The organism is Thalassospira povalilytica (genome assembly GCF_002844235.1).
GTDB lineage: Bacteria > Pseudomonadota > Alphaproteobacteria > Rhodospirillales > Thalassospiraceae > Thalassospira > Thalassospira povalilytica.
Genome location: NZ_PGTS01000001.1, coordinates 865676 through 879653, shown reverse-complemented (window position 1 = coordinate 879653; position 13978 = coordinate 865676). Strand labels below are relative to the sequence as shown.

14 protein-coding genes are annotated in these 13978 nt (G+C 55.5%); 9 read left to right on the top strand and 5 right to left on the bottom strand.

Features of this window, described 5'->3' with window-relative positions; genetic code table 11:
* Nucleotides 1-51: 51 nt before the first annotated feature.
* The 3 genes from CU041_RS03785 to CU041_RS03775 form a co-directional block, all read right to left on the bottom strand.
* A complete protein-coding gene (locus CU041_RS03785) occupies nucleotides 52-759 on the bottom strand; it encodes a CTP synthase C-terminal region-related (seleno)protein (RefSeq protein ID WP_101245786.1) in 708 nt (235 codons plus the stop codon).
* Nucleotides 760-882: 123 nt separating this feature from the next.
* Nucleotides 883-1560: a response regulator gene (locus CU041_RS03780; RefSeq protein ID WP_068519624.1), complete on the bottom strand. Its 678-nt coding sequence runs from the start codon at nucleotides 1558-1560 to the stop codon at nucleotides 883-885.
* Between the two features lie 163 nt (nucleotides 1561-1723).
* Entirely contained in the window at nucleotides 1724-2041 is a 318-nt protein-coding gene (locus CU041_RS03775) for a DUF1476 domain-containing protein (RefSeq protein ID WP_068519623.1), read from the bottom strand.
* Nucleotides 2042-2197: 156 nt separating this feature from the next.
* Between CU041_RS03775 and CU041_RS03770 the strand changes: the two genes are divergently transcribed.
* The 5 genes from CU041_RS03770 to purL all read left to right on the top strand — a co-directional run bounded on the left by CU041_RS03770 (nucleotide 2198) and on the right by purL (nucleotide 7304).
* A complete protein-coding gene (locus CU041_RS03770) occupies nucleotides 2198-2977 on the top strand; it encodes an NRDE family protein (RefSeq protein ID WP_101245785.1) in 780 nt (259 codons plus the stop codon).
* 222 nt (nucleotides 2978-3199) lie between these two features.
* On the top strand, nucleotides 3200-3964 hold the full coding sequence (purC, locus tag CU041_RS03765) for a phosphoribosylaminoimidazolesuccinocarboxamide synthase (RefSeq protein WP_068519621.1): 765 nt from the start codon (nucleotides 3200-3202) through the stop codon (nucleotides 3962-3964).
* A gap of 122 nt (nucleotides 3965-4086) precedes the next feature.
* Nucleotides 4087-4326, top strand: coding sequence for a phosphoribosylformylglycinamidine synthase subunit PurS (gene purS, locus CU041_RS03760; protein ID WP_008891731.1), 240 nt, complete (start codon nucleotides 4087-4089; stop codon nucleotides 4324-4326).
* Between the two features lie 81 nt (nucleotides 4327-4407).
* Entirely contained in the window at nucleotides 4408-5097 is a 690-nt protein-coding gene (gene purQ, locus CU041_RS03755; RefSeq protein ID WP_101245784.1) for a phosphoribosylformylglycinamidine synthase subunit PurQ, read from the top strand.
* Nucleotides 5091-7304 carry a phosphoribosylformylglycinamidine synthase subunit PurL gene (purL, locus tag CU041_RS03750; protein ID WP_371833721.1) on the top strand — a complete coding sequence of 738 codons (2214 nt, stop codon included), beginning with the start codon at nucleotides 5091-5093 and terminating at the stop codon, nucleotides 7302-7304. Before purQ ends, purL begins: the two co-directional genes overlap by 7 nt.
* A 77-nt stretch (nucleotides 7305-7381) precedes the next feature.
* On the opposite strand, the gene CU041_RS03745 is transcribed toward purL, so the two are convergent.
* Nucleotides 7382-8557: an Mrp/NBP35 family ATP-binding protein gene (locus CU041_RS03745; protein ID WP_101245782.1), complete on the bottom strand. Its 1176-nt coding sequence runs from the start codon at nucleotides 8555-8557 to the stop codon at nucleotides 7382-7384.
* 402 nt (nucleotides 8558-8959) lie between these two features.
* On the opposite strand from CU041_RS03745, the gene hflK reads away from it, so the two are divergent.
* From hflK to CU041_RS03725, 4 genes are all read left to right on the top strand, one after another.
* Nucleotides 8960-10087: an FtsH protease activity modulator HflK gene (hflK, locus tag CU041_RS03740; protein ID WP_068519617.1), complete on the top strand. Its 1128-nt coding sequence runs from the start codon at nucleotides 8960-8962 to the stop codon at nucleotides 10085-10087.
* Nucleotides 10087-10959, top strand: coding sequence for a protease modulator HflC (hflC, locus tag CU041_RS03735; protein ID WP_068519616.1), 873 nt, complete (start codon nucleotides 10087-10089; stop codon nucleotides 10957-10959). The genes hflK and hflC overlap by 1 nt, the downstream gene beginning before the upstream one ends.
* Nucleotides 10960-11076: 117 nt before the next feature.
* On the top strand, nucleotides 11077-11268 hold the full coding sequence (locus CU041_RS03730) for a DUF2065 domain-containing protein (RefSeq protein ID WP_068519615.1): 192 nt from the start codon (nucleotides 11077-11079) through the stop codon (nucleotides 11266-11268).
* Nucleotides 11269-11467: 199 nt separating this feature from the next.
* Nucleotides 11468-12961: a DegQ family serine endoprotease gene (locus tag CU041_RS03725; protein WP_068519614.1), complete on the top strand. Its 1494-nt coding sequence runs from the start codon at nucleotides 11468-11470 to the stop codon at nucleotides 12959-12961.
* An 89-nt stretch (nucleotides 12962-13050) separates the two neighbouring features.
* Here CU041_RS03725 and serB read toward each other — a convergent pair whose 3' ends face one another.
* Nucleotides 13051-13941 carry a phosphoserine phosphatase SerB gene (serB, locus tag CU041_RS03720; RefSeq protein ID WP_101245781.1) on the bottom strand — a complete coding sequence of 297 codons (891 nt, stop codon included), beginning with the start codon at nucleotides 13939-13941 and terminating at the stop codon, nucleotides 13051-13053.
* Nucleotides 13942-13978: the final 37 nt, after the last annotated feature.

Sequence of the window (13978 nt, the reverse complement as noted above, 5' to 3'; positions counted from 1 at the left end):
TTTTTTTTTGCGGCCATGTGATGCTTGCCCCAAAAAACGGGCAGAAAACAGCTATGCCGCAAGCATCATTGCCGCATCGACAAAGGCTGAAATCAGCGGATGGGACTCGCCGCGCAATCCAGATCGTTCGGGCTGGAACGCTGTTCCGATAAAGAATGGATGATCAACGATTTCGACAGCACGCGGGTCCCCATCCTGATCCCAGGCCGAAACGCGCATCGAATGACCTTCAAGCAACCCGACATGGTCACGGTTAAAACCATAACTGCAACGATAGGTTTCCGTGATCCGGTCCTGGCCATAACGGGACTGGATCAGACTATCTTTGACCAGATCAATTCCGCCGTCCTGATCAATCAATGCACAGACCAGCGGCGCAATAATCGGAAGTTCCGCATCAGGATCGACTTCGGCATTTGCGGCATTCCCAAAACCAAGCACATTACGGACATATTCAAGAACCGCATGTTGATAACCACCACATGTGCCAAGAAACGGCACCTTGTTCCGGCGGGCATACCCGATGGCGGCAAGGGCACCGTCAAAGCTTTGATACGGGCTTGCGGGCACACACCAGATACCCTGATAACGGCCAAGCTGTGATGCAATATTTTCCGGATCAATCGATGCGGTCGCAATCCAGTCATGATGAACCGATATGCCCGCGCGATTGCCAGCGATCTCAAGCGCCTTCGGGATCGCCTGATGGGCAGTGACATCGGGATTGAAATCGCCGATCAATGCAATTTTGACAGTCATGAATTTTTCCTCGTTTCAGGTGACATTACGAGGGAACGCAAACCGGTTTTCGCAACAAAAAACGGCCCGTGAAATCACGAGCCGGGATTTGCGCCACAAACTGAGCTGCCTTTGACGAAGATACTACAAACTTCCGGTGCGCGCCATATCTTCGAGCGCCATTTTCACCGCCTGTGCCCGGTTGGACACATTGAGTTTGCGATAGATGTTTTTGAGATGGTATTTGACCGTGATCTCGCGCAGGTCGAGATGACGGGCGATATCCTTGTTCGGGCGCCCTTCGGACAGCAGTGCCAGGACTTCACGTTCACGCGGCGTCAAACGGCCAAAGTCGCCATCACTTCCGAAACCGCCGGCCAGACGACCATCACCGTCGCCACCACCAATCGTGCCGTCGCTCAGATCATTCAGAATCGACGATGGCAGGTATTTTTCCCCGGCCAGAACGAGCTGAACCGCATTTGCCAGGGCCTGCCCGCGCAGGGTTTTGGGAATGAAACCATGTGCCCCGGCCTCGATGGCGTTGCGCACATCTTCACTGCGATAGGCACCCGACAGCAGAACCACAAAGGTCGATGGCGCGACTTTTTCAAGTGCACGTTTCAACCCTTCCAGACCGTTCATGCCGGGCATACGCAGGTCAAGCAACACAAGATCGAATGAATTGTTTTCGTCAATCAAATCCAGCGCCGGTTCCAATGCACCGGCCTCAGCGACTTCGCAATCGTCGAAATACTGCTGAAACAGAAGTGATATCGCCTCACGAACCAGATCGTGATCGTCCGCCAAAAGGATACGCAAAGCCTTTGCCCTTCTTCTACCTGATTAGCACCCTTACGCCCCTGGTGCATAATATCACACCAAAAGGTTGCACCCACTCGTCTTTTATTACAAGACGCAGGATACGAGACCGCCTAGTGGTTTGCAAACTAGAAGTTTTTGGCAAAGGCCTGCATCCTGACCGTCAGGTCAGGACTTCTGCGCGCGCAACCGGACGTAGTTCTTCGAGTTTGGCATTGAGTTCAGAGGCCGTGATATCGACATTTTTGCGCCCGAAGTCCGCCAGAAGCATTGCAACAACGCCATTGTCACGCGGATTGGCAACCACTTCGCCCACGACCTTGACGGCATAATCCTGACTTTCCTGGGCGGACATGCCCATCTGTTCGCCAGCCCAGGCGATCAGCATTTTATAAAGATGTGTCTCGACACGAAAATCCTGTTCCAGATCAAAACTGTACTTTGCTTCGAAACCACGTTCACGATCATTAAAGCTGTTCATATCGAGCCCTCCTTGGATGTTGCACCGGCTTTCACACTGGGTGTGTTGCGCCCGTCCTCTGAATTAATATTTGAGAATAAGCGGGGTATTTTTCACCCCTTTGTTCGACACTTTTGAATTTGACAAATCATCTTTCATCGCGCTTTGATCTGGCTCATGTGCACAGTCATTATTTTACGCCGCCCCGACCATGACTGGCCGGTGATCATCGGCGCCAATCGCGACGAAATGAACAATCGCCCGTGGAAATCCCCGGCACGTCACTGGGATGATCGTCCCGATGTTGTGGCCGGGCTGGATGAGACGGCCGGTGGCACCTGGCTTGGTGTCAACGAAGATGGCGTTGTCGCGGCCGTTCTGAACCGGTTTGGCACCCTTGGCCCGGCCGAGGACAAACGGTCCCGCGGGGAATTGCCGCTTGAGGCCCTTGATCATGCCGATGCCATTGATGCGGCACAGTCGCTGGCGGCCCTTGATGGCGATGCCTATCGCCCGTTCAACATGGTTATTGCCGATAACCGGGATGCCTATTGGCTGGCCAATCGCGGGACAGGAAAAATCGAGATTACCGACATCCCCGAAGGATTGTCGATTTTGACGGCCCATGATCTGAACGATACGGCAAACAGTGCGCGCACACGCCGCAATCTGCCACGGTTTCGTGCGGCCCCGGCACCGAACCCGGAAGCAGATGACTGGTTTGCCTGGCAGGCCCTGCTGGCCGATACCGGCATCGAGGCCCCCGATCCCGATCATCATGACATCCGGTCCGATGCAATGCTGGTGCGCAGCAATATGGGATTTGAAACGGTTTGTTCGTCCCTGATCGGTTTGCCGGCGATTCCCACAAGCGAACACGAACTGCCACGTCGTCCGGTCTGGTTATTTGCCGACGGGCAGCCTGACACCACACCGTTCCATCCGGTTAACCTTTAGGCCCCGATCAGGCAGAAAACGCAACTTTGCCAGATGTTTGCAGTGCAAAACAGACCGTCCCGGGATGGATGCCCGGACGGTTGCAAATTTTGATTATCAAGTTTGCGTAAATAGAGCTTAAGCGACAATTGAGTTTCTCGCCCAGCACTGCTATACGGGGGGCGCGAATTTCAGGGTGCCTGCGCAGTTGCCGTGCGGGCCTAGATGTGAAAGATCCCGCCAATGTCCAGAAAGCAGCCCATCTACGAGGGTAAAGCCAAGGTTCTTTACGAAGGTACAGAGCCCGGTACGATCATTCAGTATTTCAAGGATGACGCCACTGCGTTTAACGCTCAGAAGCGCGGCACGATTGCCGGCAAGGGCGTCCTGAACAACATGATCACCGAATTCGTCATGACCCGTCTGGCGGAAATCGGCATTCCGACCCATTTCATTCGCCGTCTGAACATGCGAGAACAGCTTTGCAAGAAATGCGAAATTGTTCCGATCGAAGTGGTGGTCCGCAACATCGTTGCCGGTTCCATGGCAAAGCGTCTTGGCCTTGAAGAAGGCGAACGTCTGCCCCGCCCGATCGTCGAGTTCTATTACAAGGACGACGCGCTTGGCGATCCGCTGGTTTCTGACGAGCATATCCTTGCTCTGGGCTGGGCAAGCCCCGAAGAGCTTGAGGAAATCGTTGGCATGACCCTGCGTGTGAATGATTACCTTTGTGGCTTGATGCGCGGCATCGGTCTGAAACTGGTCGATTTCAAACTTGAATTCGGCCGTGTTTGGGAAGGCGATTTTGCGCAGCTGGTGCTGGCTGATGAATTCAGCCCCGACAACTGCCGCCTGTGGGACGCCATCACCAACGAAAAGATGGACAAGGACCGCTTCCGTCGCGATCTCGGCGGCGTCGAAGAGGCCTATCAGGAAGTCGCGCGCCGTCTTGGTGTGCTCCCTGAGTCCGCCGAAATAGAGTCGCTGAACAAAGACGCGACCAAATAACACCCCAAGGCCGCGCTCGCGCGGCCTTTTCTTATGGCTGACCGGCGGCGAATGCCGGACAGCGTTCTGTTTGCAAACAAAGTCGCGCGAGCCCCGCGCCTGCGAACTTAAAGGAGCTTCTCGTGAAAGCACGTGTTCATGTCACCCTGAAGAACGGTGTTCTTGACCCGCAGGGCAAAGCCGTTCACCACGCCCTTCAGGGTCTGGGTTTTGATGGCGTCAACGACGTCCGCCAGGGCAAATTCATCGAACTCGAACTGGATGGCACCGATGCCGCCAAGGCCGAAGCCGAGGTCAAGGAAATGTGCGAGAAGCTTCTCGCCAATACCGTGATCGAAGACTACAGCATCGAGCTGGCCTAACCGCCTGGACGGGGCTTTGCCGATGCGGGGCCTTTGTCTTTCGCGATCACGTAACGGACATTAATCGAGAGACGGTATTTCATGAAATCCGCTGTCATCCTCTTCCCCGGTATCAACCGGGAGAATGACGCCATTGCAGCACTTGAGCAGGCCACCGGCACCAAACCGATCGTAGTCTGGCATGGCGAAACCGAACTGCCAAAGACCGACATCATCATGGTTCCGGGTGGTTTTTCCTATGGCGACTATCTGCGTTGCGGCGCCATGGCTGCCAAATCCCCGATCATGCGCGCAGTTGCTGATCGCGCCAAAGCCGGTGTGACCATTCTTGGTGTTTGTAACGGTTTCCAGATCCTGACAGAAGCAGGCCTGCTGCCCGGTGCGCTGATGCGCAATGCCAGCCTGAAATTCATCTGCAAGAACACGCATCTGAAAATCGAAAACGCCGATACCCGCTTTACCAACCAGTACAAGGTTGGCGAAGTTGTCGACTATCCGGTTGCCCATCATGACGGCAATTTCTTTGCCGATAGCGAAACGCTTGACCGCCTTGAAGGCGAAGGTCGCGTGATCCTGCGCTATTGCGATGCGGATGGTGTTGTCGATCCCAAAACCAACCTTAATGGTTCCCAGCGCAACATTGCCGGTATCATTAACGAGGCCGGCAACGTTCTTGGCATGATGCCGCATCCGGAAAATGCGATTGATCCGCTCCATGGTGGCACTGATGGCCGCAATCTGTTCAAAAGCTTGGTGGAGGCAGCATCGTGAGTGCACTTGATTTCAACACCCCGATCACGCCGGAACTGGTCAAGGAACACGGCCTGAACGAGGAAGAATACAAACTCGTTCTCGAAATCATGGGTCGCGAGCCCAACATCAACGAACTTGGCATTTTCTCGGTCATGTGGTCGGAGCATTGCTCCTACAAGTCGTCGAAAAAATGGCTTAAAACCCTTCCGACCAAGGCTGACTGGGTCATTCAGGGTCCGGGTGAAAACGCCGGTGTGATTGACATCGGTGATGGTCAGGCTGCTGTCTTCAAGATGGAAAGCCACAACCACCCGTCCTTTATCGAACCTTATCAGGGTGCAGCAACCGGCGTTGGCGGCATCATGCGTGACGTCTTCACCATGGGCGCACGTCCGATTGCAAACCTTAATGCCCTTCGCTTTGGCGAGGCCGACCATCCGAAAACCCGCCATCTTCTGAGCGGTGTTGTCGAAGGGATCGGCGGTTATGGCAACTGCATGGGTGTTCCGACCATCGGTGGCGAAACCAACTTCCACGCATCATACAATGGCAACATCCTGGTCAATGCGATGACCGTGGGTCTGGCCGATGCGGACAATATTTTCTATTCGGCGGCGGCCGGTATCGGCAACCCGGTTGTCTATGTCGGCTCGAAAACCGGTCGTGACGGCATCCATGGCGCAACCATGGCATCGGCCGAGTTCGATGATGACAGCGAAGAAAAGCGTCCTACCGTTCAGGTCGGCGATCCGTTCACCGAGAAGCTTCTGCTTGAAGCCTGCCTTGAACTGATGGCAACCGACATGATCGTCGCCATTCAGGATATGGGTGCGGCCGGTCTGACCTCGTCCTCGTTCGAAATGGCGTCCAAGGGTGGCGTTGGTGTCGAACTGTGGCTTGATAAGGTTCCGATGCGCGAAGAAGGCATGACGCCCTATGAGCTGATGCTGTCAGAGTCGCAGGAACGCATGTTGATGGTTCTGAAACCCGGTTGCGAAGAAGCCGCCAAGGCGATCTTTGACAAATGGGAACTCGACTTTGCCGTCATCGGTGTTCTGACCGATACCAAACGCATGGTTCTGAAATGGCATGGCGACATTGCCGGTGATCTTCCGATTGATCCGCTGGCCGAAGCATCGCCGGAATATGACCGTCCGTGGGAACCGACCCCGAAACAGGATCGCATTGATCCCGACAGCATTTCCGCAAAAGTCAGCCATATCGACGCGCTCAAGACCCTGATCGCATCGCCCGATCTGGCATCGCGTCGCTGGATCTGGGAACAGTATGACCATCTGGTCATGGGCAACACCATTGTTCGCCCGGGTGGCGATGCCGGTGTCGTGCGCGTTGACGGCACCAACAAAGGCATTGCAGCCACCACCGATTGCACCCCGCGTTATGTCATGGCCGATCCGGTCGAAGGCGGCAAACAGGCCGTTGCCGAAGCATATCGCAACCTGGTTGCAACCGGTGCCAAGCCGCTTGCCATCACGGACAATATGAACTTCGGCAACCCGGAACGTCCGCGCATCATGGGTCAGTTCGTTGGCGCATGTCAGGGTATCGGCGAAGCCTGCATTGCGCTGGAATTCCCGGTCGTTTCGGGTAACGTGTCGCTTTACAACGAAACCAACGGCGTTGGCATCATGCCGACCCCGGCAATTGGTGGCGTTGGTGTGATTTCCGATCTTGGTCACCACGCAACGATCGGTATCAAGCGCGATGACAGTGCATTGATCATGATCGGTGCGGCCACCGGTGAGCTTGGCCAGTCGCTGTATCTCAAGACCATCGAAGGTCGCGAAGAAGGTGCACCGCCGCCGGTTGATCTGAATGCTGAAAAGCGTGCCGGTACGCTGGTCCGCGAACTGATCGAACTTGGTCTGGTGCGGACCTGCCACGATATCGCCGATGGCGGCTTGCTGGTTACGGTTGCCGAGATGTGCCTTGCCGGCAATATCGGTGCTGAACTGCATCTTCCGGAAGTTGGCAGCGAAATCGCGTGGCTGTTTGGTGAAGACCAGGGTCGCTACGTGATCGCAACCCGCGACCCGGACAAAGTCCTGAATGCGGCAAGCAGCTCGAACGTTGCAGCAGTGATCATTGGTCAGGCAGGCGGCGATTCTGTCACCATCGATGGTGGCGACAAGGTAACGCTTTCCGAACTGCGCGAACTGAACGAAGGCTGGATGCCGTCCTTCATGGCAGAAGCCGTTCAGTAAACAACCCCGATTTCAAAACAAAACCCCGTCAGAGCAATCTGGCGGGGTTTTGCATTTTCAGGCGTTCAAACAGCTGGTTACTTGAAGCTGATCTTGGGGAACAGGCCCTTTTTCTTGGGTGCCTCGGCCGGGCCGACGCGTTCTTCGATCGCGGTTGCAATCTTTTGGGCGATTGCGCCATAGGCCTTGGCATGTTCGCCATCGGCTTCGGTCTGGACAATCGGTTTGCCTTCGTCGGCCCCCAGACGGATTTTAAGATCCAGCGGGATTTCACCCAGGAACGGAACCCCCAGTTCATCGGCAGCCTTGCGCGCGCCGCCGTGATCAAAGACGTGATCGACATGGCCGCATTCCGGGCATTTGTAATAGGACATGTTTTCGATCAGGCCGAAGACCGGCACATTGACCTTGCGGAACATGTTCAGGCCCTTTTTGGCGTCCAGAAGGGCAATGTCCTGCGGGGTTGAAACAATAACAGCACCGGTCACCGGCACACGCTGTGCCATGGAAAGCTGAATGTCGCCGGTCCCCGGGGGCATGTCGACCACCAGCACATCAATATCGCCCCAGTCGGTATCGCGCAGAAGCTGTTCAAGCGCGCCCATTGCCATCGGTCCACGCCAGATAACCGGCTGTTCTTCATCAACCATGAATCCGATCGACATGATGCGGATGCCAAAGGCCGATGGCGGGATCATTTTGCCCTGATGTTCGGATGACGGGGTCGGCTTGGCAGCGCGAAGCCCCATCATACGCGGCAGGCTGGGTCCATAAATATCGGCATCAAGCAGCCCGACCTTGAGCCCCTTGGCCACCAGCGACAGCGCCAGGTTGACCGAAGTGGTCGATTTGCCAACCCCGCCCTTGCCCGATGCGACGGTGACGATGCTGCGCACGGTTGGCAGTTCAAGCGGCTTCTGACCGGCCCCTTGCGGGCGCTGTCCGGGTTGGGCCGGACGCGCAGCCGCTGGTTGTTGTGGCGCGGACTGACTTGCAGCCGCCGGTCGTTCCGCCGTCAGGGCGACACGGGCAGTTGTGACCCCGTTCACAGCAGCCACGGCCTTTTCGGCGGCTTGACGCAAATCTTCGAGTGCGGGGCCGCGCTTTGGATCGACCGCGATCATTACATTGACGACTTCATTATTGATATCAATACCTTGCACCATATCCTTGGCTGTGATTGATTTGCCGTCGACCGGGTCGATGACGCTGTCGAGTGCGGCGACAATCTGTTCACGGTTGAGCGAAGTCATATTGCGGTCTCCAAATTTTGGCTTAAGTCCGTGATCACACAGAACTTGCAGGCGCGTAACATTGTTTTGCAAGGCAAGCTGTCATATAAGGCCTAAGGGCATGCTCCGTCCAACAAGATTTCGTGAGTTTGCTATGGTCTGCAATCGGTTGCACCACCAAATGGCATATGATCAACATGTTGCCGGACTGGTGGTAACGGACTGATCGCCCGAACTTTGCCCGGTTTTACCGGCCTTGATCGTGCGAAATGTCAATCGGGCCAAATCACGGCTGTCACGTGGTCTGGATCCACGCCAGAATGGCACACTGGATCTTGTTGGACGGAGCATGCGTTGGGGGTAACGTCCCCAAGCTCGGTAAACAAAGATAAACACCGAACGGCAAGAAGAGGAAAACACTCGATGCCTTGGAATTCACAAGGGGGCGGCGGCCCCTGGGGTGGCGGCGGAAATAACGGCGGCGGCCAGAATCCGTGGGGACAGCGTCCCCAGGGTGGTGGCGGCGGCGGAAATACGCCCCCTGATTTTGATGAAATGATTCGTAAAGGCCAGGAACGCCTGAAACGGCTGTTCCCCGGTGGTGGCGGTTACAAGGGCTTTGTCCTGATCGGTATCGCAGTCATCGGGTTGTGGCTTTTGACCGGCTTCTATCGTGTGCAGCCGGGCGAACAGGGTGTGACACTTCTGTTTGGCAAATGGGTCGGCACCACGGGCCCTGGTCTGAACTACTTCCTGCCCGCCCCGATCGGCGAAGTCATCAAGCCGAATGTCGAACGTACCAACCAGATCGAGGTTGGCTATCGCGGTGCAGGCACGGTGGCATCGAACGGTTCGCGTGACGTTCCGGAAGAAAGCCTGATGCTGACCGGTGATCAGAACATCATCGACATTGATTATGTTGTTCAGTGGCGCATCAGCGACGCGGGCGCATATCTGTTCAATGTTCGCGATCCGGAAAACACCATCAAGCTGGCATCCGAAAGTGCGATGCGTGAAGTGATCGGGAAAACCAATCTGGAAGAGGCCCTGACTGTTGGCCGTGTCCGGGTTGAGGAACAGACCCGTACCCTGCTTCAGAAAATCATGGACGGTTATGATTCCGGTATCTTCATTGCAGAAGTGAAGATGCAGAAAGTGGATCCGCCGCGTGATGTTATCGATGCGTTCAACGACGTGCAGCGTGCCCGTCAGGACCGTGACCGTTCCCAGAACGAGGCACTGGCCTATCGCAACGACATCATCCCGCGTGCAAAGGGTGAAGCAGAACGTCAGGTTCTTCAGGCGCGCGCCTATAAGGACCGCGTGACCAAGGAAGCAGAAGGTGAAGCGGAACGCTTTACCTCGGTCTATAATTCCTATCTGACCGCGCAGGACGTGACCACACGTCGCCTGTATCTTGAAACCATGCAGGACATCCTGAACAAATCCGAAAAGATCATTCTTGATCAGAAAGGCGATGGAAACGGCGTTGTCCCGTATCTGCCGCTGCCGGAAGTTCAGAAACGTGCGAATGCAGGAGGCAACAACTAATGGCAAGTCCTAAACTTATTGCCGCTGGCGTCGTCCTTGTAATTGCCGCTGTGGTTGGTTCGATGTGTGTCTTTACGGTTCGTCAGGACCAGCAGGCACTTGTTCTTCAGTTCGGTAATCCCGTTCATGCGGTTTCCGAACCGGGTCTGCATTTCAAACTGCCGATCCAGAACGTCGAATATTACGAGCGTCGTATTCTTGAACTCGATCCGCCGGTACAGCAGGTTCTTCTGTCGGACCAGAAGCGTGTCAATGTTGACAGCTTTGCCCGCTGGAGAATTATCGATCCCCTGACCTTCCGTCAGCGTGCCACCAATTCTGCCAACTTTGTGCAGCTGTTTGGTCAGCGTCTGAACTCGGTCATCCGTGGTGAACTTGCGCAGGCCCCGCTTGTTGCAATGCTGTCGGACAACCGCGCACAGATCATGGAAAAGATCCAGGCGACCCTGGTTGATCCGGCCAAGGAATTCGGTGTCGAACTGATTGATGTTCGTATCGGTCGTACCGACCTTCCGCAGGAAACGTCGCAGGCGGTATATAACCGTATGCGTTCTTCGCGTATCGCCGAAGCCGCACAGCTTCGCGCAGAGGGTGAAGAGCTCAAGGCGAAAATCCAGGCAGAAGCCGATCGTGAACGTATTGGCATCATCGCCGAAGCCAACCGCCAGGCAGAAGTCCTGCGGGGTGAAGGTGATGCACAGCGGAACGTTATTTTGGGTAAAGCTTACGGTCAGGATGCGAAATTCTTCGAATTCTACCGTTCGCTGGAAGCCTACAAAACGGCGCTTTCGAATGGCTCGACCATGGTGCTTTCACCAGACAGCGAGTTTTTCCAATACTTTAATCAGTCGGCTCCAAGCACAAGCCGCTAGACAAAACACTAGGGCGACCTGATACTGGCATCAGGTCGCCCTTTTTGTTTTCATAATCAAGTCCTGCTGGCGCATTGCGTAAGGCAGGCTTTAAAAACCGCCGGAACGTCCACGCCCATGAAGGAACTTGCTACAGCCATACTTCTGGCCATCGCGCTGGAGGGCATGTTTTATTCGCTGTTTCCCGGCGGCGCGAAAAGGGTGCTGGAACTGGTTCAGGAAATCCCTGAGTCACAATTGCGCATCGGTGGACTGATTGCAGCGGTCGTTGCCATTGGCGCAATCTGGGCGGTACGTGTTTGGCTCTAGGCCCCGAAAACCGCCAGATATGACAGGAACGTCACGACTTTGTGCCGAGAATTCCTTGATTTTTCCAAGAGCCGCCCAAATTCTGCCAAAGTCGGGGTTAATTTGGTTACTTAAGCGACGGGTAAAATAAACGCCCCATCGCGCGCTGCAAAACAGAATTACAAATACCGTGAACGCGGCAACGAACAGGATCAGACACATGCTAAAAGCATTTTACAACCCGGTGCGGTCGAAGGTTAGCGCTGCACTGGTGATTGTTCTCCTTGGCGTGACCAGTGTTTCGCATATCGCGAATGCCCGCCCCGCTCCTGAGAGTTTCGCAGACTTGGCCGAAAAGCTTCTGCCGAGTGTCGTGAATATATCTACCAGCCAGATGGTCGCTGAACGCCAGGGACCGGATTTCCAGTTCCCACCGGGTTCGCCGTTCGAAGACCTTTTCCGTGACTTCATGGATCGCAATGGCCAGGGTGGCCAAGGTGGTCAGGCCCCGCAAAAGCGCCGCGCAACGGCACTTGGTTCGGGCTTTATCATCTCGGCTGACGGTTACATTGTGACCAACAATCACGTTATTGATGGTGCCGATGAAATCAGCGTCCGTCTTCATGATGGTGAAACCCTTGATGCCGAACTGATCGGTCGCGATCCGAAAACCGACGTCGCCCTTTTGAAAGTCGAACCGAAGGATGACCTGCCATTTGTAAAATGGGGAGACTCGGACGCGTCGCGTATCGGTGACTGGGCAATGGCGATCGGCAACCCGTTCGGTCTTGGCGGCACAGTAACGGCCGGCATCATCTCCGCCCGTAACCGCGACATCAACCAGGGTCCGTATGATGACTTCATCCAGACCGATGCCTCGATCAACCGCGGGAACTCTGGCGGGCCGTTGTTCAACCTAGATGGCGACGTGATCGGTATTAACAGCGCAATCTATTCTCCGTCCGGTGGTTCGGTTGGCATCGGCTTTGCCATTCCGTCGGCCATTGCACAGGGTGTTGTTGATCAGCTTAAGGAATATGGCCGTACCCGTCGGGGCTGGCTTGGTGTTCACATCCAGACCGTGACCGACGATATTGCGGACTCGGTTGGCCTTGATAGCGCGACCGGCGCAATGGTTGCCGGCGTTTCTGACGACAGCCCGGCCAAGAAAGCCGGCATCAAACAGGGTGACGTCATCCTGAAATTTGATGGCAAGGATGTCGAGTCCATGCGTCGCCTGCCGCGTATCGTTGCCGAAACCAAAATCGGCAAGGATGTCGATGTCGTGATCTGGCGCGATGGCAAGAAACAGACCGTACAGGTCGAGCTTGGCGAACTTGAAGAAGAAGTGATTGCCGCAAGCGCAAGCCCGTCCGAAGGCGATGAAGCCCCGGCAATCGCCGAAGCCAGCATTGCCGAACTGGGCATCAAGGTCGCCAATGTCGATGACGCACTTCGTCAGCGTTACAATCTTGCCGAAGGTACCGAAGGCGTGATTGTCACCGATGTTTCGGGTGACAGCTATGCGGCTGAAAAAGGCGTTCGTCCCGGTGATATCATCATCGAGGCCTCGCACAGCTCGGTCACAACTGTCGAAGACGTCACCAAGGCCGTCAAAGCCGCGGTCGATGATGACAAACGCACCATCCTGATGTTGATCGAAACCTCGGCCGGTCCGCGTTACTTCGGCCTCACACTTTCGGTTGCTGAATAAGCATCCCGAACACGATGATACGAAAAAAGGGCGACCTGCTTGGCAGGCCGCCCTTTTTCTTTGGGGTGTGTACGATATAGTGTCCGATATCAGGAAACGAAATCGGCCTTGCTGTAACCTTGCAGATAAAGCAACGCCGTCAGATCACCATGATTGATGCAAATGCGTGCCTGTTCCTGCACCGACGGTTTGGCGTGGAAGGCAACACCGGTCCCGGCAAGCGAGATCATCTGAAGATCATTGGCGCCATCGCCAACCGCAATTGCATCATCGACCGTAATGCCCTGCTGGGCTGAAAGGGTTTCAAGGGCATCGACCTTGGCCTGACGGTCCAGAACCGGTTTTTGAACCTTGCCGGTCAGTTTGCCATCACTTTCGATCAGGACATTGGCCTGATCATAGTCAAAACCAAGCTCGGCGCGAACCGCACCGGTAAAGAAATCAAATCCGCCCGATACCAGTGCCGCAAACGCCCCGTTGGCCTTCATGGTTGCAACAAGGGTCTTGGCCCCACCGGTATATTCCACGGTTTTCCACGCTTCTTGCAGCATGTCGGTCGACATGCCTTCAAGCAGGCCGACACGTTCATCAAGGGCGGCTTCGAAATCAAGTTCCCCGTTCATCGCGCGCGCGGTGATCGCGGCAACACGTTCCTTTACACCGGCAAACTCGGCCAGTTCGTCAAGGGTTTCCCCGGTGACCATGGTGCTGTCCATATCGGCAATCAGCAGCTTCTTGCGCCGGGTGGCGATTTTCTGGGTGACGGCGTCCACGCCAAGCTCCGCCTCGGCGAGGCTGGTATCGGCCACATCAAGTGGAATGCCATCAAAAATCAGATCGCATGCCTCGCCATCCGCCAGCCAGGTAACATCCCCGACCAGCGCACCGGCACCGGTCAAGGCGATTGCGGCCTGATCAATCACGTTTTTGGTCAGCGCATTTGAATTGGGGGCGGCAATCAGGGTCAGTACCAATTTCATGGTCTGCGGGCTCCTTGGCGGAAAAGGCATAAAACAG